This is a genomic window from Brotaphodocola sp. (assembly GCF_050873365.1).
In the GTDB taxonomy this organism is placed as follows: Bacteria; Bacillota; Clostridia; order Lachnospirales; family Lachnospiraceae; genus Brotaphodocola.
Map to the genome: position 1 here is coordinate 138,192 of NZ_JBNMIQ010000006.1, position 19,377 is coordinate 157,568.

Genomic DNA, 19,377 nt, shown 5'->3' on the forward strand with positions numbered 1-19,377 from the left:
GCTTTTTTCCCTTATCCTCTCTTAGCTTTCCTGTTTCTTTTCGTGACTGCCATGACTACCATGACCGCTGTGACGCAACTGCTCCAAATGCACCAGAAGAACGGAGATGTCCGCCGGTGAAACACCGGAGATTCTGGATGCCTGACCGATCGACGCCGGCTTGTAGAGATTGAGCTTCTGCACTGCCTCAATTCTCAGGCTGTTCACCGTGCTGTAATCAAAGTCCGGATCAAGACGCTTGCTCTCGAGCTTCTTAAACTGTGCGACCTGTTGCATCTGACGCTTTAAATATCCCTCATACTTCACATTGATATTGACCTGCTCGGCAGTATCGCGCGGAAGCTCCGGACGCTTCGGATCAATCTCTGCAAGCATAAAGTAATCAAGCTCCGGTCGTCTCAGAAGCTCTGCCATCGTCGCTCCGGTCTTGAGCTCGGTACTTCCGTGTGCGCGCAAAAATGCCTGCACTCTCTCGTTTGCTCCTGTCGTTGTGTGCTCAAGGCGATCGACCTCCGCCTCAATATCCTTCTGCTTCTGGCAGACTCTTTCATACTCCTCATCGCTGACGAGTCCGATCTCATGACCGATTCCACGAAGGCGAAGATCCGCATTGTCCTGTCTGAGGAGCAGACGATACTCGGCACGCGAGGTCATCATTCGATACGGCTCATGGTTCTCCTTCGTCACAAGATCATCGATCAGAACTCCGATATAAGCCTGAGAACGGTCAAGAATCACCGGTTCCCGTCCGAGTACCTGCATCGACGCGTTGACTCCTGCCATAAATCCTTGAACCGCTGCCTCCTCATATCCGGAACTTCCGTTAAACTGACCACCGCTGAAAAGTCCGTGAATCGCCTTAAACTCAAGCGAAGATTTGAGCTGACGGGAATTGATGCAGTCGTACTCAATCGCATACGCATTTCGCACGATTTTCACATTCTCAAGTCCCGGTACGGTGCGGTACATCGCATACTGCACATCCTCCGGCAGAGAACTCGACATTCCACCAAGATACATCTCATTCGTGTAAAGTCCCTCCGGCTCCACAAAGACCTGATGGCGGGACTTATCCGGGAACTTCACAACCTTGTCCTCGATCGACGGGCAGTAGCGCGGACCTGTTCCCTCGATTGCTCCGGAAAACAGCGGGGAGCGATCAAGGTTGTCGCGGATAATCTGGTGCGTCTCCTCATTCGTGTAAGTCAGCCAGCAGGATACCTGATCCTTCTGCACCGACTCCGGATCGGTCGAAAACGAGAACGGCACAATTCTCTCATCTCCAAACTGCTCCTCCATCTTTGAGAAATCAATGCTTCTCTTGTCCACACGCGCTGGAGTTCCGGTCTTAAATCGGAACATCTCCACCCCGTTTGCAATCAGGGAATCCGTCAGGTGGTTTGCTGCCTGAAGTCCGTTCGGACCTGTCGCATTGCTGACTTCCCCGTAGATACAGCGCGCACGCAGGTAGGTTCCGGTTGCCAGAACAACTGCCTTCGCATGGTAGATGGCTCCTGAGAACGTCTTAACTCCCTTTATGCAGTGATCCTCCACGATCAGCTCGGAGACCTCCGCCTGACGAATCGTCAGATGGTCGGTATTCTCCAGTGTCCGGCGCATATGACGGCTGTACTCCTGCTTGTCTGCCTGAGCACGCAGAGAGTGGACTGCCGGTCCCTTCGACTCATTGAGCATCTTTGACTGGATAAACGTCGCGTCAATGTTTTTTCCCATCTCTCCGCCGAGCGCATCGAGTTCGCGGACGAGATGTCCCTTCGAGCTTCCGCCGACATTCGGGTTACACGGCATCAGCGCAATGCTGTCCACGCTGACCGTAAATACAATCGTCTCAAGTCCCAGTCTCGCACACGCAAGCGCTGCCTCACAGCCCGCATGTCCGGCTCCTACGACGACCACATCATAGCTTTCTTCCAAACATTTCATAACTAAATCCTTTCATTTGTTATGGGCAAAAATCTACTACCTTCAAATAACAGATCGTTTGCTTCTATCCAAATTTATTTAACACGATTTTATTTTCCCATACAGAACTTGCTGAAAATCTCATTGACGAGATCATCCTCCACTGCCTCGCCGATGATTGTTCCAAGCTGGCGGTATGCGTCCATCAGATCAATCGTGAGGAAATCCTCCGGCATCTGATCTGCGATTCCCGTCTGAACCATCCGAAGCGAAGCCAAGGCCTGTTCGAGAGCCGTCTTGTGGCGCACATTTGTGATCAGAATCTCATCGTTGAAATCCAGATTTCCCTCATAGAAGAGTTTCTCAATCTCCTGCTCAAGGCGATCAATTCCTGTCTCCTCCCTCGCAGACACACTCAGAACCGTCTTTCCTCCGGTCAGCTCTGCCAGCTCTTCTTCCGAAACCTTTGTCTCAAGATCAGATTTATTCAGCAGAACAATCGCCTTGCGGTCACGGATCAGATCGATGATCATCCGGTCATTCTCATCGAGCGGACGCGAACCGTCGACCACATAGATAATCAGATCTGCCTCATTTGCAACCGCACGCGCTCTGCTCACACCGATCTGCTCAACGCGATCTTCGGTCTCACGGATTCCCGCCGTATCAATGATATTGAGGCTGATTCCTCTGAGGCGAATCTGCTCCTCGAGCGTGTCTCTCGTCGTTCCCGCAATGTCCGTGACAATCGCGCGCTCCTCGCCCACCAGAACATTCATCAGCGAAGATTTTCCTGCATTCGGCTTTCCGAGAATGACGGTCTTGATTCCCTCTGAGAGCAGTTTTCCGTTATCCGCCGATCTCAGCAATTTTTCGAGTTCCTCCACCATCGGTGCGAGAAGCCCATTTAACTTCTCCTCATATCCATCCAGCGAGATGTGCTCCGGATCGTCAAGTGCAGACTCAATGAAGGCAATCTGATACAGAATATCCTCCCTGAGTTTCTTCACCTTTCTTGAGAGTGATCCGCTAAGCTGGCTGACGGAAGAGCGCATCGCATACTCACTGCGGGAGTTGATCACATCGATCACCGCCTCCGCCTGTGACAGATCCATTCTTCCATTCAAAAATGCACGTTTCGTAAATTCTCCCGGTTCCGCCGGACGGGCACCGTTTCGGATCACAGTCTCGAGAATCCGCTTCATGACGAGAACACCGCCATGACAGTTGATCTCAACCGTATCCTCCGCCGTGTAGCTGTGCGGTCCGCGCATCACCATCGCGAGCACCTCATCGAGTGCTTCCTCCCCGTCATACACCATTCCATAATGAATCGTGTGCGTCTTTGCATCCGCCAGACGAAAGCCCTCTCTTCGGCTCCTAAAAATCCGATCTGCAACCTCAATCGCCTCCGGTCCGCTGATCCGGATGATTCCGATTCCGGAACTGCTCATCGCCGTGGCAACCGCTGCGATCGTATCGGTAACATTCTCCATATATTCCTCTTTTCTATCCTAATTTCTATAACTCAGGGTAGATATCCACTCCTGAAAAAGTTTGTGATACCTCCACCTATAGAGGAGGGGGACATCTACTCTGAGTTATATGTTACACTGAAGGCTCCGAAGGCAGGAAAGTTCATGCAAACCCGTGTGAAATGTCGGTGCTTAGGCTGTGTCCTTTACAGCCTTATGCACCGCTACATTCGCCCAGCGTATCGAGGAAGCGCCAGTGACGCTTCCGCTGATTTACCCGGAGCGAGAGCGTGTTTGCATAACTTTACCTTGCCGGAGGAGCGTCGCCAAAATCAACTTCTAACCAAGACGTGAAATATATATTCTGAATTATATCACATCCACTGACATTGCGTGAAAATTTCCAACACAAACGGGGGGCATCCGGCGGTGGTCAAACCCACTACCAGACACCCCCGTTTTTTCCAAAAACCGTCTGATGTTTTTTAACTATCCTATGATTCTGTTGTCTCAGAACCCGTTGTGATCGTCTCCACAACCGTGGTCTCCATCTTCACGAGAACGACTTCCTCCGTAGAAACAACCTGCTCTCCGATTTTCTCACTCTGCACGCTCAGACTCTGTGCATCCTGTGCATTTTTTGCACCCGGTACACGGTTCTGTGCAGAACGATTGCGAGAGCGATACGGCTTCTTTCCGCCCTTCTTGCCATCTGCCATCTCCGCTCCATTCTTGTCACGGCGTGACGGATAGCGATCTTTGCGGGTTGCATTTCCACTGTAAGGAACTTCCTTCTTCAGAGAAATCACAACATGGCGGTAAGGATCTTCTCCCTCGCTTCGCGTCACCACATAGCGATCATTCTGAAGAGCGGAATGGATGATTCTGCGCTCATACGGATTCATCGGCTCAAGTGCAACCGGATGCTTCGTCCGCTTTACCTTATAAGAAATATTCTTGGCAAGCGTCTCAAGCGTTTCCTTTCTGCGCTCCCGGTAGTTCTCGGTATCCAGCTTCACGCGCAGATATCCTTCGGTCTCCCGGTTCACGACAAGGCTTACGAGATACTGCAAAGAATCAAGGGTCTGACCGCGCTTTCCGATCAGGATTCCCATATCTCCGCCCTCCATCATCACGCGAAGTTCGCGCTCAGACGGATCGTACTCTGCCTCAACAGAAACTTCCATTCCCATCGCATCAAAAACCTGACTCAGGAAATTTTTCGCCGCCGTCTTGACAGCCACCTCATCGATCTTTGCAGACGCCTTTGTCTTCTTCTCAGACTCTGCCTGCTCCGGCTTCTCAGAGATTTCGGATTCTGCCATAACCTCAGCATTCTCTTTACTCTCTTTCTTCTCCGATCCTGCCGGTTTTGCGATCTGCCGTTCGGTCTGCGCTTTTGCTCTCAGCTCTCTCTGCTGTGCCTCTCTTGCTTTCTGCGCTTCCTCCTCGGCAATCTGAGCCGCTTTGATCGCTTTCGCCTTCTCTTCTTTCAGGGTCTGTTCTTCCGCCTCGCTCATCACTCTGGCGCGAATCACACAGGGTTTCGCAAATAAGCCAAGAAGACCTGAGCTTTCTTTCTGAACCACCTCATAATCAAGGTGATCACTCGTCGTCTGCAATTCGATCAGCGCCTTTGTGATCGCCTCATCCAAGGTCTTGGCAGAAACCGTAATCTTCTCCTCCATTGTGTCCCTCCCCCTTATTTATTATTGTGTTTCTCGTTGTACTTCGCAACCATTCCGGCCTTCGCCGCAAGACTGCCAGGCTTTGCATCCTTATTGTAGTAAGCAGTGGACTCTTTTACCAGCTCCTCGTTCTTCTCGAGCTTCTCCGCACGCTTCTTCTCTTCCTTCTCAGCCTCAATCTGCATGTTCTTTAACTTTGCAGTTGCGTTCTGAGTAATCTGCTGTGGCGGAAGACCCTGCTTCTCACGCTTCTTGTTTGCCTTTGCAACATTCTCTGCGATCAGCTGATCGAGATCCATGCTGTTTAAGTACTTGTTTACGATTAACTGCTGAAGAATCTGGAACACACTGCTGGATACCCAGTAGATACCAACTGCTGCCGGGAAGGTGAAGCAGAAGAAGACAGACATCAGAGGCATGGTAATGTTCATGCTCTTCATCATCTGTGCTGCCTGATTCTCATCCTGACCTGCGGAAGACGGGTTTGTGTTCATCATCAGCTTCGTGCTCAGGTACTGGCTCAGACCTGCCAGAATCGGGATCAGCCATGCCAGATTCGGAACAAAGCTTCCGTCAAACGGCTGTGCTGCCAGATTGATTCCGAGGAAGGAGTTCATACCCTCGATAACTTTATAATTTTCATGAATGACGTCTGCCGCATTCGGGAATGCGCCTGCCAGCTCGCCCCACTGGCTCGGGTTCATCTTGTAAAGGATGTCCACCATCTTGTTGCCGAGTGCCGTTCCGGTCACTCCGGTCAGATCACCGATGGCATTCATACCCTTTAAGTTCACACCATGCTCGGTTGCAAACTGAAGAAGGGAAGCTCCTGCTCCGTCTGCAAGGTCAGTCGCACTTGCCACTCCGGTCAGCGCGAAAACAATGTTCATGAAGTGTGTCTTTACAGAACCTACATATGCCGGGATGTTATAAATTACCCGGTACAGTGCCAGAAGGATCGGCAGCTGGATTACCAGCTGTAAGCATCCGCCTGTCATGGAAGTGCCGTATTTCTCGTAAACAGCCTTTGTCTCCACATTCATCTTCATCATGGAGTCATTGTCTGTTTTTCCCTTATACTTATTCTGAATCGCCTGAATTTCCGGTTGCATCACAGCCATCAGCTTGGACGCCTTCTGCTGTTTGATGGTCAGCGGGAACATCAGGACCTTAACGACCAGCGTAAATAAAATGATTGACAAGCCAATGTTCTGAACACCGAACAGGCTTGTGAACTTGAACAGCGCGCTCATGATGTAGCCCATGATCTCTACGATCCACGCGAACAAGAAAAATCCCCCGGTCTTTGTCAATGCCAAGTATTCCAATCTGTTACCTCCTCATAAGCTACGGAACTGGATCATAACCGCCTTCTGCCCACGGATGACACCGCAGTATCCTCTTCGTGGCCAACCATAGTCCTTTCACCACACCGTACCTGGTGAGTGCCTCAATGGCGTATTGAGAACACGTCGGCGTGTAAATACAGTGAGTTCTTACTTTCAGCGGGGAGAGGAAAATCTGGTACCCCCGAATCATTAAAATCAAGATTTTTTTAATCATGTTCTCACTTCGATTCTCTTACAATGTTATGAAGTCCGCACAGGTGCATAAATGCACGCTCAATGGTTTTATAATCTGAGTCCTTTGCAGTAGCTCTCGCCACCACGACGATGTCACAACCAGTCTCCAACATGTCCATGTGAAGACGGAAACTCTCCCGCACCAGACGGGTGATATGATGTCTCACCACACTGTTTCCGACTTTCTTGCTGACGGAAATTCCGATTCTGGTTGCCGGCTCCTCCGTCCGCTTTACATACATCACCAACTGTCTGTTGGCACAGGATTTTCCCGTCCGGTATACCGTCTGAAAATCCCTATTTTTTCTGATACTTGGAAATCTCTTCATATTATCCCTAAATTTAAGAAAAAGGCCACAATTTCTTGTGACCTTCGTTCATTAAGCTGATAATTTTGCTCTGCCCTTAGCTCTTCTAGCAGCAAGTACTTTTCTACCGCCCGGAGTACTCATTCTGGCTCTGAAGCCATGAACTTTCGATCTCTGTCTGTTCTTCGGCTGGAAAGTCATTTTCATATCGCAGCACCTCCTCTTATTCTCTCTTATCTGATGAACACATTACGACTATTTTAATTGACATCGTTTCAATTATAATGAAAAGCCCCCACTTCGTCAAGTAGTTTCTTATGTTTTCGAGTTGTTTTCAAGTGTTTTCCATTATTGTTTTATTCCCAATTGTACTACCTGGTTTTATGAGGAGGATTCCATACGGTTCCATTCCTATCCAATCAGAATCACGCGCCAAGTCGATGCTTGCGTCGACTGGAACAACTTTTAATCGGAATCTCTGCAAAGTTATCCACTTATGCACAATGGTTTTCAACCACTCTCAATGTGGATAACCTCCTCGTCTGCGACAGAATCTTCCCTTTCTTCGCACAGATTCTACATTTTGGGGATAAATCCGACAAAAAACAGGATATAGTTGTTTGGGGATGAGTTATCCACAAGATGTGGATAACTCTGTTGATAATCCACAGAAAACCTCCCCGTTTTTACTATTCTCGTTGAAAAAAACCCCATTTTGGTATACAATAATAGTAGATTGGGTTCTTATAAGTATCCACAATTTGTCCAGAGTTATCCACAAACAAAGTCTTGTTTGATTTGTCCGCTATCTATGCGAGCTCCGAGGATTATCCACAAAGATATCCACAGAGTTATCCACAATTTCAACTCTGGTCCACACTCTCGTAACTGCCCCACAAGTTTGCAGTTACCATCTTTATCATGTCGGGGATATTCGCCCTGGCATCATTTATTTATCACGATGTAACGATTCAAGTCACTGTGTATCCGATTGAGTGGACGATCGAGTATCTTCCTATTTATAGTGTTTTTTATATTTATTTTATATCTATATTTATTATTTATACGGATGATATTGATTGTATCACAGGATCAGCCATCTGGCAATTTCCGAATTGCAGGCAACACTTGTGGAGACTTGGATAGAATTAGGAGACATGGTATGTTAGAAACACTAAAAGAAAAATGGCCGGAAATTATCCACTTTCTGAAAAATGAGTACGATATTTCCGAGGTTTCCGTTGAGACCTGGCTTCTCCCGCTCGAGATTTACTCCATTGAGGACGAATCGGTAGTCAAGCTCATCGTACCGGATGCCAATTTCCTTGGGTATCTCAAAAAGAAATACAGCACGATGCTGGCGGTCTCCATCGGAGAAGTCACGGGATTCAAATGCAAGGTTGATTTCGTCGTGAAAGATCAGATTCAGGAAGAACAGCTCAAGGCAAACCAGCTGATTCAGAACAATCAGCTCATGGTCAGCCAGACGACGCTTCAGGAAGCCGGTCTGAACCCGAAATACACCTTTGACACCTTCGTTGTCGGCGCTAACAACAGCTTAGCACATGCGGCATCCCTTGCCGTTGCAGAATCCCCGGGAGAGATCTACAACCCTCTTTTCATTTATGGAGGTGTTGGACTCGGCAAGACGCATCTGATGCACTCGATCGCAAACTTCATTTTGAAGAATAACCCAAGCACCAAGATCATGTACGTGACTTCCGAGAAGTTCACGAACGAGCTGATCGATGCGATCCGAAACAAGAACAACTATTCCACAACCGAGTTCCGCGAGAAGTACCGGAGCATCGATGTGCTTCTGATCGATGATATTCAGTTTATCATAGGAAAAGAGAGCACGCAGGAGGAGTTTTTCCACACATTCAACGCGCTTCACGACGCGAAGAAACAGATCATCATCTCCTCGGATAAACCACCGAGAGAGATCGAGACACTCGAAGAGCGACTGCGTTCCCGTTTTGAATGGGGATTGTCTGTGGATATCCAGTCGCCGGATTACGAGACGCGTATGGCGATTCTGCGCAAGAAAGAGGAACTTGAGGGCTACAACATCGACAACGAGGTCATCAAGTATATTGCAACGAACATCAAGTCCAACATCCGAGAGCTCGAAGGCGCTCTGACAAAGATTGTCGCCCTCTCCAAGCTCGGAAATAACGGAAGCTCCAACAAGGAGATCAACCTTGCGCTCGCAGAGGAAGCGCTCAAAGACATCATATCACCTGACGGTGTGCAGAGCATCACCCCGGAACTGATTCTTCAGGTCGTAGCCGATCATTTTGATCTGACTCCGCAGGAAATCATTTCCCAGAAGCGCAACAAAGAGATCGTTTACCCGCGTCAGATCGCGATGTACCTGTGTCGCAACATGACTGCGATTCCGCTCCAGGTTATCGGAAAAGTACTTGGAGGACGTGACCACACAACGATTCTTCACGGAATCGAAAAAATCACAAAGGATCTGCCAAATAATCAGAGCCTGCAAAACACGATTGACATCTTGAAAAAGAAGATTCATCCGTAAAAAAAGCATGCTTTTTTTTATCCACATTATCCACATTTTATCCACAATGGCTTGTGGATAGTGAAAAAATCGAAAAAAATGGGGTGTGGATAACTCTGTGGATTGTTTGTGGATATTGTGTGGATACTCTGTGGAAAACTTTTTCGCGATTTTTTACACATTTTTCATTGTGGATAAGTGTGGATAAGTCCACAAGTTATCTACATGGTTTCCACATAGTTATACACATCAACTTTCCTTTAACCACAAGGATTTGAGGCACTTTTCCACATATCCACAACGCCTACTACTACTGCTACGGAAACTTACTTATATCTTTCTATATATAAGGACCGCCCCTACTAGATCACCAAGAAAGGAAGTTATCAACAATGAAACTCGTTTTTCAGAAAGACGCACTGCTGAATGGAATCTCTATCGTCTCCAAGGCAATCCCATCCAAGACGACCATGACCATCTTGGAATGCATTCTGATCAATGCAGATGCAAACGACATTAAGCTGACCGGAAATGACATGGAACTCGGAATCGAAACGAAAGTGGAAGGCTCTATCCTTGAGCGTGGAAAAATCGCTCTGGAGGCAAAGCTTTTCTATGAGATCGTCAGAAAGCTCCCTGATGGCAACTCTCCTGTAACGATCACAAGCGACAATCGCTTCAACACCTCGATTGAGTGTGAGAATGCATCTTTCCACATTCAGGGCAGAGATGGGGATGAATTTTCTTACCTGCCATATATCGAGCGTGATCAGCACATTTCCTTAACGCAGTTCACGCTTAAGGAATCAATTCGTCAGACGATTTTTTCCATCTCTCCGAACGACAGCAACAAAATGATGGCTGGCGAGCTGATGGAAGTCAAGGATGATGTATTCAAGGTTGTCTCTCTTGACGGTCATCGAATCTCGATCCGCAACATCCGCCTTAAAGATCATTATGAAGATCACAAGGTCATCATTCCTGGTAAGACTCTCTCTGAGATCAGCAAAATTCTCAACGGAGACAATGAGGCTGAGGTTCAGATCTATTTCAGCAAGAACCACATCCTGTTCGAGTTTGGGGATACCGTTGTCGTTTCCCGTCTGATCGAGGGAGAATACTTCAAGATCGATCACATGCTTTCGAGCGATTATGAGACCCGCGTGAAGGTCAACAAGAGAGAGTTCATGGACAACATTGAGCGTGCGATGATCATGATCCGTGACAGCGACCGCAAGCCGATCATCCTGAATGTCACCGACAACAGCATCAATATGAGAGTCAAATCTTCCTTCGGTTCGATGAATGCGGATATGACGGCGCACAAGACCGGAAGCGACATCATGATTGCATTCAACCCGAAATTCCTTCTCGATGCCCTGCGCGTCATCGATGACGAGGATGTGGAGCTCTACATGATGAATCCGAAGTCCCCGTGCTTCATCAAGGATGAAGATGGAACTTATATTTATTTGATTTTGCCGGTAAACTTTATCGCATCTGAGGTATAATGGAGTTGGGATTTTTTTCGTCAACAGCCAATTTAGATATCTACAACTCAGAATGGGTATTCCCCTCCTGAGTTATACGCTCCGCGTGGATGCGCAGTGATTCTGATGGGAAGATGTCAGCAGAGCTGACCAGAATCACGCGCCAAGTCGATGCTTGCGTCGACTTGAAGGTTATGCACATTTTATCCACATCGATGTGGATGAAACGAAGAAATTCACGAAACGGGTGCATAAGAGCGCAAGATCTGCTATAATTTGCAGATAGTTTGTGAGAACATGTATCGGTTTCGCACCTTTACTGTTACGAGGACGGAAAAAATCTGTCTGGAAAGGAAAATTATGGAGACAATCAAATTAAGAGATGAGTATATCAAACTTGGTCAGGCGCTCAAAGCTGCCGGACTGTGCGAGACTGGAGTCGATGCAAAGTATGCGATCGAGGATGGTCTGGTAAAAGTAAACGGAAATGTGGAATACCAGAGAGGAAAGAAACTTCGTGACGGCGATGTCGTGACGTATCAGGGAGAGACCATCCGGATTGTATTATGATTATTGAATCCATCGAACTGAAGAATTACCGGAACTATGAAGAACTTCACCTGGAGTTTTCCCCCGGAACGAACATTTTCTATGGCAACAATGCACAGGGAAAGACGAATGTCCTTGAGGCTGTCTATGTCTGTGCGACGACGAGATCGCACCGGAGCAGTAAGGATCGGGAGATGATCCGCTTCGGTGAGGATGAGTCTCACATCAAGATGACAGTGAGAAAACGAGATGTGCCTTACCGGATTGACATGCATTTGAAAAAGAATAAGGCGAAGGGTGTCGCGATCAACGGCATCCCGATCCGGCGGGCGAGTGAGCTGTTTGGGATTGTGAACGTTGTATTTTTCTCCCCCGAAGATCTGAATCTGATTAAGAACGGACCTTCCGAGCGCAGAAAATTCATCGATCTCGAGCTCTGTCAGCTCAATAAGCTCTATGTGCACTCTCTCGTCTCGTACAACCGTGTTCTGATGCAACGCAACCGTCTGCTCAAGGAGCTCGCGTTTCATCCGGAATACGAGGAGACGCTCGATGTGTGGGATATGCAACTTGTTCAGTACGGTCAGGAATTAATTCGCTACCGGGAAGATTTCATTCGTCAGCTCAACGAACTGATTTTGGGGATTCATCGAAAATTGTCCGGGGAAAAGGAGACCTTGAGAATCGTCTACGATCCGAATGCGCGGGCAGAGGACCTTGAGACGGCGGTTCGCCAGAGCCGAACTCAGGATCTCAAACAGAAGACGACGCTGTCTGGACCGCACCGGGACGACATTGCATTTTTTGTCAATGATATTGACATTCGCAAGTTTGGTTCCCAGGGACAGCAGAGAACGGCGGCGCTCTCACTCAAGCTCGCTGAGATTGAGTTGGTGAAAAAACTGGTGAAGGATTATCCGATTCTTCTGTTGGATGATGTTCTTTCAGAACTGGACGGAAGCAGGCAGAATCAGCTTCTCGATGCGATCTGTCATATTCAGACGATGATAACCTGTACGGGACTTGAGGATTTTGTGAATAACCGTTTCCACATTGACCGGCTGTTTCAGGTTGTGGAGGGCACGGTTTCCGAGGCTGTGAATTGAAATACAGAAATACAGATTTAGATTTATGTGGAATTTGAGTGATTGTGAGGGTACTGAATGAAGGTACTGAACAGTTGCGAATTTGAATGGAATTGAGAATGAGGAGGACATAACATGAGTGCAGAATACGGAGCAGATCAAATTCAGATTTTGGAGGGACTCGAAGCAGTCCGGAAGAGACCTGGAATGTACATCGGCAGTACCTCATCGCGGGGTCTTCACCATCTTGTGTACGAGATTGTGGATAACGCGGTGGATGAGGCATTAGCCGGTTTCTGCGACAAGATTGAGGTTACCATCAATGCTGATAATTCCATTACCGTCATTGATGATGGCCGCGGAATTCCGGTCGGCATTCAGAAGAAGGCCGGCATCCCGGCGGTCGAAGTTGTATTTACGATCCTTCATGCCGGCGGTAAGTTCGGCGGTGGAGGATACAAGGTATCCGGCGGACTGCACGGCGTGGGTGCATCCGTTGTAAACGCCCTTTCCACCTGGCTGGAAGTGCGCGTTTATCAGGACGGAAAGATTTATCAACAGCGTTATGAGCGCGGAAAGGTTATGTATCCGCTGAAAGTTGTCGGTGAGTGTGCTCCGGACAAACACGGTACAGAGGTGCACTTCCTGCCGGATCCGGAGATCTTCGAGGAGACGGTTTATGACTTTGAGATTCTTCGTGTGCGCCTTCAGGAGACGGCATTTTTGACGAAGAATTTAAGAATTGAGCTTAAGGATGACCGCGAGGAGAAAAAGGAGAAGATTTTCCACTATGAGGGCGGAATCCGTGAGTTCGTAACTTATCTCAACAAGGGAAAAGCACCTCTCTATGAGAACGTGATCTACTGCGAGGGAACGAAGGACAATGTCTATGTGGAAGTCGCAATGCAACACAACGACTCTTACACGGAGAATATTTACAGCTTTGTCAACAACGTCAACACACCGGAGGGCGGTACGCACCTCGCAGGTCTGAAAAACGCTCTGACAAAGACGATTAACGATTATGCGAGAAAAAACAAACTGCTCAAGGACAGCGAGGACAATCTGAGCGGAGAGGACATCCGTGAGGGTCTGACTGCGATCATCAGCGTCAAGATCGAGGAACCGCAGTTTGAGGGACAGACGAAGCAGAAACTCGGAAACAGCGAGGCGAGAGGTGCTGTCGACAACATCGTCAGCGAACAGCTCACCTACTTCCTCGAGCAGAATCCGGTCGCAGCAAAGACGATCTGTGAGAAGTCGATTCTCTCCCAGCGCGCTCGTGCGGCTGCGAGAAAGGCGAGAGATTTAACCCGCAGAAAGACTGCGCTCGAGAGCATGACGCTTCCGGGCAAGCTCGCAGACTGTTCGAATAAAGATCCGCAGAAGTGTGAGATCTTCATCGTTGAGGGAGATTCCGCAGGCGGTTCTGCAAAGACGGCGCGCTCGAGAGATACCCAAGCGATCCTTCCGCTTCGCGGAAAGATTCTGAACGTTGAGAAAGCCCGTCTCGACAAGGTCTATGCAAATGCGGAGATCAAGGCGATGATCACTGCGTTCGGAACGGGAATCCACGACGATTTCGATATCACAAAACTGCGCTACGGAAAAATCATCATCATGACGGATGCCGATGTCGACGGTGCTCACATCAGCACGCTGATGCTGACCTTCCTGTACCGCTTCATGCCGGAGTTAATCAAGCAGGGCCATGTCTATCTGGCACAGCCACCGTTATACAAGCTCGAGAAGAACAAGAAAGTCTGGTATGCATACAGCGATGAGGAGCTCAATCAGATCCTCAAGGAAGTTGGACGAGACAACAACAATAAGATTCAGCGATACAAGGGTCTTGGTGAGATGGATGCCGAACAGCTTTGGGAGACGACAATGGACCCGGAGCGCCGTATTCTTCTCCGCGTCAACATGGACGACGATGTGACCTCCGAGCTGGATCTGACCTTCACAACGCTGATGGGCGATCAGGTAGAGCCGAGACGTGAATTTATCGAGACGAATGCGAAGTATGTGCAGAATCTGGATATTTAAGCGCGTGTAAATCGAAATACGAACGGAATACCGAAGAGATAGGAGAGAAAGATGGAACCGAATATTTTTGATAAAGTTCACGACATAGATTTGAAATCCACCATGGAAAAATCGTACATCGATTACGCCATGAGTGTTATTGCTGCGCGTGCGCTTCCGGATGTCAGAGATGGTCTGAAACCGGTACAGCGCCGTGTGCTCTACTCGATGATTGAATTGAATAACGGACCTGACAAGCCACACAGAAAATGTGCGCGTATTGTCGGTGATACAATGGGTAAATATCATCCGCACGGTGACAGCTCGATTTACGGAGCACTTGTCAACATGGCGCAGGAGTGGTCGACCCGTTATCCACTGGTGGACGGTCATGGAAACTTTGGTTCTGTGGATGGAGACGGCGCGGCAGCAATGCGTTACACCGAGGCGCGTCTGAGCAAGATTTCGATGGAGATGCTTGCGGATATCGGAAAGAACACCGTTGACTTCATTCCGAACTTCGATGAGACGGAGAAGGAGCCGGTTGTTCTGCCGGCACGTTTCCCGAACCTTCTCGTAAACGGAACAACCGGAATCGCAGTCGGTATGGCGACGAACATCCCGCCACACAACTTGAGAGAGGTGATCTCCGCTGTTGTGAAGATCATCGACAACCGCGTCGAGGAAGATCGTGAGACCTCGATCGAGGAGATTCTTGACATCGTGAAGGGACCGGACTTCCCGACCGGAGCGGAGATCCTCGGAAGAGCCGGAATTGAGGAGGCTTATCGAACCGGACGCGGTAAGATCCGTGTGCGCGCAGTCTCCGACATTGAGACGATGCCGAATGGAAAGAGCCGGATTGTGGTTACCGAGCTTCCGTACCTCGTGAACAAGGCAAGACTGATCGAGAAGATCGCAGAGCTTGTCAAAGACAAGCGTGTGGACGGTATCACCGATCTGCGCGATGAGTCCGACCGTCAGGGAATGCGGATTGTGATCGAGCTTCGCCGTGATGCGAATGCGAACATTGTGCTCAACCAGCTTCTGAAGCACACCCAGCTTCAGGATACCTTTGGCGTGATCATGCTTGCACTTGTGGATAACCAGCCGAAGGTTTTAAATCTTCTGGAAATGCTGACCTACTACCTGAGCCATCAGGAGGATGTTGTGACCCGCCGTACCAGATACGATTTAAACAAGGCAGAGGAGCGTGCTCACATCCTCAAAGGTCTGCTGATTGCCCTCGACCATATCGACGAGGTGATCCAGATTGTCCGCAGTGCGTCGACTCCTCAGATTGCAAAACAGCAGTTGATGGAGAAATTCGAGCTCAGTGATGTGCAGGCTCAGGCGATCATCGATATGCGTCTTCGTGCGCTGACTGGTCTTGAGAGAGAGAAGATTGAGAATGAGTATCGGGAGCTGATGGCGCGCATCGAGGAACTCAAGGCAATCCTTGCAGACGAGAAGAAACTGCTCGGCGTGATTCGTGAAGAGATTCTTGCGATCTCCGAGAAATACGGCGATGACAGAAAGACTTCGATTGGATTTGACGAGTTTGATATGTCGATGGAGGATCTGATTCCGAACGAGAATACCGTTGTCGCAATCACGAAGCTCGGATACATCAAGCGCATGAGCGTGGACAATTTCCGCAGTCAGAACCGTGGCGGAAAGGGAATCCGCGGAATGCAGACGATTGATGAGGACTATATTGAGGATCTGCTGTTGACGAAGACGCACAACTACATCCTGTTCTTCACGAACCGCGGACGCGTTTACCGCCTCAAGGGATATGCGATTCCGGAGGGAAGCCGGACGGCGCGCGGAACGGCGATTGTGAACCTGCTTCAGCTTCTGCCGGAGGAGAAGATCACGGCGATCATCCCGATGAAGGAGTTCCATGAGAGCGAGTACCTCTTCATGGCGACGAAGAACGGTATGGTCAAGAAGACCCCGATGCGTGAGTATGAGAACATCCGAAAGAACGGACTTCAGGCGATTGTTCTTCGCGAGAACGACGATCTGATTGAGGTTAAGGCGACGGATGACACGAAGGATGTCTTCCTTGTGACGAAGAAGGGTCAGTGCATTCGCTTCCATGAGACGGATGTGCGTGTGACTGGTCGTGTCTCGATGGGTGTCATCGGTATGAAGCTCAACGAGGGCGATGAGGTTGTCGGCATGCAGGTGCATACGCAGGGCGATTATCTGCTGATCGTGTCGGAGAACGGCATGGGCAAGCGCACCCCGATTTCTGAATTTACGGCGCAGAACCGTGGCGGAAAGGGCGTTCTCTGCTACAAGATTACCGATAAGACCGGCGACATCGTCGGCGCAAAGATCGTGAAAGATGAGCATGATCTGATGATCATCACGAATGAGGGAATTGTGATTAGAATCTCCGTGGATGATATTTCCGTGATCGGAAGAAATACATCCGGTGTCAAACTGATGGCGATTGACCAGGATTCTGATATTCGTGTGGCAAGCATTGCGAAGGTGCGCGACGATGGAAACAAGTCAGAAGGAGACGGAATTGAGGAGTTGAATCTCGAGACGGGAGGAAATGATGGTGAGAACAGTCAGAACTGAGGAGATCTCCAAGGCGGTAAAGGAAATGTGCATTGAGGCAAACCATTTCCTTTCCGACGATATGAGAGCTCGCTTTGAGCAGGCAGTCGAGAAGGAGGAGTCCCCTCTCGGAAAACAGATTTTGAATCAGCTTCAGGAGAACTTAAAAATCGCGGGAGAGGATATGATCCCGATCTGTCAGGATACGGGAATGGCAGTGATCTTTGCGCGCGTGGGACAGGATGTCCATGTGGAGGGCGGAAGTCTGACTGACGCGATCAATCAGGGCGTTCACGACGGATATGTCGACGGGTATCTGCGCAAATCCATCGTGCGCGACCCGCTTGAGCGCGAAAATACGAAGGACAACACGCCGGCAGTCATTCACTATGAGATTGTCGAGGGAGATCAGATCGACCTGACGCTTGCACCGAAGGGCTTTGGAAGTGAAAATATGAGCCGTGTCTTCATGCTCAAGCCGGCAGACGGCATTGAGGGCGTGAAGGAGGCGATTCTGACCGCAGTGCGCGACGCAGGTCCGAACGCCTGCCCTCCGATGGTCGTTGGTGTCGGAATTGGCGGTACGTTTGAGAAGTGCGCGATGATGGCAAAACATGCGCTCACGAGAAACCTTGAGGAGGTTTCTCCGGTTGCGTATGTCAGAGATCTTGAGAAAGAGATGCTTGAGAAGATCAATGCGCTCGGAATCGGACCGGGAGGTCTTGGCGGTACGGTCACGGCACTTGCGGTCAACATTGAAACCTATCCGACTCACATTGCGGGACTTCCTGTGGCAGTCAATATCTGCTGTCATGTAAACCGGCATGCTCATCGGGTTTTGTAGGAGGAGAGAAGGATGAATCGAACTATTCAGGTACCGATCAGTAAAGAAGATGCGAAGAGTCTGCATGCGGGCGACTATGTGCTGTTGAACGGAACGATCTACACGGCTCGTGATGCTGCCCACAAGAGAATGTATGAGGCGCTCGCAGAGGGAAAGGAACTTCCGCTTGATTGGAAGGGAAATGTGGTCTACTATATGGGACCATCCCCGGCGAGAGAGGGTCGACCGATCGGCTCGGCAGGTCCGACAACCGCAAGCCGTATGGACAAGTATACCCCACAGCTTCTCGATCTCGGTCTCGGTGCGATGATCGGAAAGGGAAAGCGCAGTCAGGCGGTCATTGATGCGGTAGTGAGAAACGGAAGCGTCTATTTTGCCGCAGTCGGAGGAGCAGGTGCTCTGCTCTCCCAGCGAATCAAGTCTTCTGAGGTGATTGCCTATGATGATCTCGGAACGGAGGCAATCCGCAAGCTCGAGGTTCGCGATTTCCCGGTGATCGTCGTGATTGACTCGGAGGGAAACAATCTGTATGAGACTGCGATCAAGCAGTATGCAAAGTAAGAGATTGATTTCTCGTATGATATATGCTCCGCGAGGATGCGCTTGAATTATACTTGTTTTTGAAAAAGAGTCCGGTTTGCCGGGCTCTTTTTCTGTATTTTCTGTAATTTCTTGTTTTTTTCTTTGGCTTTTTGAAACTTTTTATTTTGCCTTAATTAGGAAGAAAGGCAAATTTCCGGGAGAAGATTGGAAGAAAAATAAAAAACTTCAAAATACCTGTTGACAAACACGAATGGATCAAGTATAATTACTCATGCGTTTGACAACAAAATACGTTTCAAATCGCGATCATATGGAATCACAAGTTCGGAGAAATACTCAAGAGGCCGAAGAGGCGCCCCTGCTAAGGGTGTAGGTCGGGCAACCGGCGCGAGGGTTCAAATCCCTCTTTCTCCGCTCAATTCCAAATGATTCTTTTTTTCACTCTAAAGCAAATTGCTGGTAAAGAGCTTGAAAAAATAAAGTAAAAAAGTTGTTGACAAACACAACAAGGTATGATAAACTACCAAAGTTGCTGTTGAGCAACTGAGAAGCGGAAACGCTTCAAAAAAACTTTTTAAAAAAGTGCTTGACAAAATCAAACAGCTCTGATATAATGAATGAGTTGCTGATGAGAACAAGCAACAGACTGAACCTTGAAAATGAAAGATTGAACAGTGTTTAAAACCCTGAAAATTCTTATAAAAAAGAGTCTTTTGGTAAAGACATCTTTGAATTGAGAAATTCAGAACAAAAACAAACC

General features: G+C 48.7%; 14 protein-coding genes, 1 tRNA gene and 1 pseudogene. 9 read left to right on the forward strand and 7 right to left on the reverse strand.

The window, feature by feature from the left end:
• Positions 1 to 21: 21 nt before the first annotated feature.
• The 7 genes and pseudogenes from mnmG to rpmH all read right to left on the reverse strand — a co-directional run bounded on the left by mnmG (position 22) and on the right by rpmH (position 7,184).
• Entirely contained in the window at positions 22 to 1,944 is a 1,923-nt protein-coding gene (gene mnmG / locus ACR0QT_RS05005) for a tRNA uridine-5-carboxymethylaminomethyl(34) synthesis enzyme MnmG (protein WP_432629773.1), read from the reverse strand.
• 89 nt (positions 1,945 to 2,033) lie between these two features.
• Positions 2,034 to 3,419 (reverse strand): tRNA uridine-5-carboxymethylaminomethyl(34) synthesis GTPase MnmE, encoded by a 1,386-nt coding sequence (gene mnmE / locus ACR0QT_RS05010; RefSeq protein ID WP_432629774.1) that lies wholly within the window; start codon positions 3,417 to 3,419, stop codon positions 2,034 to 2,036.
• A gap of 770 nt (positions 3,420 to 4,189) precedes the next feature.
• Positions 4,190 to 5,086: pseudogene (jag, locus tag ACR0QT_RS05015) on the reverse strand (RNA-binding cell elongation regulator Jag/EloR); the annotation flags it as partial.
• Between the two features lie 14 nt (positions 5,087 to 5,100).
• Positions 5,101 to 6,414 (reverse strand): YidC/Oxa1 family membrane protein insertase, encoded by a 1,314-nt coding sequence (locus ACR0QT_RS05020; RefSeq protein WP_432629775.1) that lies wholly within the window; start codon positions 6,412 to 6,414, stop codon positions 5,101 to 5,103.
• A 19-nt stretch (positions 6,415 to 6,433) separates the two neighbouring features.
• On the reverse strand, positions 6,434 to 6,649 hold the full coding sequence (gene yidD, locus ACR0QT_RS05025; protein WP_177977293.1) for a membrane protein insertion efficiency factor YidD: 216 nt from the start codon (positions 6,647 to 6,649) through the stop codon (positions 6,434 to 6,436).
• Between the two features lie 4 nt (positions 6,650 to 6,653).
• Positions 6,654 to 6,998, reverse strand: a complete 345-nt coding sequence (gene rnpA, locus ACR0QT_RS05030) for a ribonuclease P protein component (RefSeq protein ID WP_432629776.1) — start codon at positions 6,996 to 6,998, stop codon at positions 6,654 to 6,656.
• Positions 6,999 to 7,049: 51 nt separating this feature from the next.
• Complete coding sequence (rpmH, locus tag ACR0QT_RS05035; RefSeq protein ID WP_118532075.1) at positions 7,050 to 7,184, reverse strand: 50S ribosomal protein L34; 135 nt, start codon at positions 7,182 to 7,184, stop codon at positions 7,050 to 7,052.
• 955 nt (positions 7,185 to 8,139) lie between these two features.
• On the opposite strand from rpmH, the gene dnaA reads away from it, so the two are divergent.
• The 9 genes from dnaA to ACR0QT_RS05080 all read left to right on the forward strand — a co-directional run bounded on the left by dnaA (position 8,140) and on the right by ACR0QT_RS05080 (position 19,031).
• Positions 8,140 to 9,522, forward strand: coding sequence for a chromosomal replication initiator protein DnaA (dnaA, locus tag ACR0QT_RS05040; protein ID WP_432629777.1), 1,383 nt, complete (start codon positions 8,140 to 8,142; stop codon positions 9,520 to 9,522).
• A gap of 371 nt (positions 9,523 to 9,893) precedes the next feature.
• Positions 9,894 to 11,012 carry a DNA polymerase III subunit beta gene (dnaN, locus tag ACR0QT_RS05045; protein WP_177977296.1) on the forward strand — a complete coding sequence of 373 codons (1,119 nt, stop codon included), beginning with the start codon at positions 9,894 to 9,896 and terminating at the stop codon, positions 11,010 to 11,012.
• Positions 11,013 to 11,351: 339 nt separating this feature from the next.
• Positions 11,352 to 11,561 (forward strand): RNA-binding S4 domain-containing protein, encoded by a 210-nt coding sequence (locus ACR0QT_RS05050; RefSeq protein ID WP_177977297.1) that lies wholly within the window; start codon positions 11,352 to 11,354, stop codon positions 11,559 to 11,561.
• Positions 11,558 to 12,646, forward strand: coding sequence for a DNA replication/repair protein RecF (recF, locus tag ACR0QT_RS05055; protein ID WP_432629778.1), 1,089 nt, complete (start codon positions 11,558 to 11,560; stop codon positions 12,644 to 12,646). Before ACR0QT_RS05050 ends, recF begins: the two co-directional genes overlap by 4 nt.
• Positions 12,647 to 12,760: 114 nt before the next feature.
• Complete coding sequence (gene gyrB, locus ACR0QT_RS05060) at positions 12,761 to 14,674, forward strand: DNA topoisomerase (ATP-hydrolyzing) subunit B (protein ID WP_432629779.1); 1,914 nt, start codon at positions 12,761 to 12,763, stop codon at positions 14,672 to 14,674.
• Positions 14,675 to 14,725: 51 nt separating this feature from the next.
• Positions 14,726 to 17,251 carry a DNA gyrase subunit A gene (gene gyrA / locus ACR0QT_RS05065; protein WP_432629780.1) on the forward strand — a complete coding sequence of 842 codons (2,526 nt, stop codon included), beginning with the start codon at positions 14,726 to 14,728 and terminating at the stop codon, positions 17,249 to 17,251.
• Positions 17,229 to 18,074, forward strand: coding sequence for a fumarate hydratase (locus ACR0QT_RS05070; RefSeq protein ID WP_308451040.1), 846 nt, complete (start codon positions 17,229 to 17,231; stop codon positions 18,072 to 18,074). The genes gyrA and ACR0QT_RS05070 overlap by 23 nt, the downstream gene beginning before the upstream one ends.
• Positions 18,075 to 18,086: 12 nt before the next feature.
• The gene (locus tag ACR0QT_RS05075) at positions 18,087 to 18,635 is read left to right on the forward strand and encodes a Fe-S-containing hydro-lyase (protein ID WP_432629781.1); all 549 of its coding nucleotides are present in this window, start codon (positions 18,087 to 18,089) and stop codon (positions 18,633 to 18,635) included.
• Positions 18,636 to 18,943: 308 nt separating this feature from the next.
• Positions 18,944 to 19,031: transfer RNA gene (locus ACR0QT_RS05080), tRNA-Ser, on the forward strand.
• The last annotated feature ends 346 nt before the right edge of the window (positions 19,032 to 19,377 follow it).

Coding starts and splice junctions, on each gene's coding strand:
- gyrA (WP_432629780.1), top strand. CDS start 14,726: ATGGAACCGAATATTTTTGATAAAGTTCACGACATAGATTTGAAATCC.
- dnaA (WP_432629777.1), top strand. CDS start 8,140: ATGTTAGAAACACTAAAAGAAAAATGGCCGGAAATTATCCACTTTCTG.
- gyrB (WP_432629779.1), top strand. CDS start 12,761: ATGAGTGCAGAATACGGAGCAGATCAAATTCAGATTTTGGAGGGACTC.
- rpmH (WP_118532075.1), bottom strand. CDS start 7,184: ATGAAAATGACTTTCCAGCCGAAGAACAGACAGAGATCGAAAGTTCAT.
- mnmG (WP_432629773.1), bottom strand. CDS start 1,944: ATGAAATGTTTGGAAGAAAGCTATGATGTGGTCGTCGTAGGAGCCGGA.
- ACR0QT_RS05075 (WP_432629781.1), top strand. CDS start 18,087: ATGAATCGAACTATTCAGGTACCGATCAGTAAAGAAGATGCGAAGAGT.
- ACR0QT_RS05070 (WP_308451040.1), top strand. CDS start 17,229: ATGGTGAGAACAGTCAGAACTGAGGAGATCTCCAAGGCGGTAAAGGAA.
- dnaN (WP_177977296.1), top strand. CDS start 9,894: ATGAAACTCGTTTTTCAGAAAGACGCACTGCTGAATGGAATCTCTATC.
- ACR0QT_RS05050 (WP_177977297.1), top strand. CDS start 11,352: ATGGAGACAATCAAATTAAGAGATGAGTATATCAAACTTGGTCAGGCG.
- yidD (WP_177977293.1), bottom strand. CDS start 6,649: ATGATTAAAAAAATCTTGATTTTAATGATTCGGGGGTACCAGATTTTC.
- mnmE (WP_432629774.1), bottom strand. CDS start 3,419: ATGGAGAATGTTACCGATACGATCGCAGCGGTTGCCACGGCGATGAGC.
- rnpA (WP_432629776.1), bottom strand. CDS start 6,998: ATGAAGAGATTTCCAAGTATCAGAAAAAATAGGGATTTTCAGACGGTA.
- recF (WP_432629778.1), top strand. CDS start 11,558: ATGATTATTGAATCCATCGAACTGAAGAATTACCGGAACTATGAAGAA.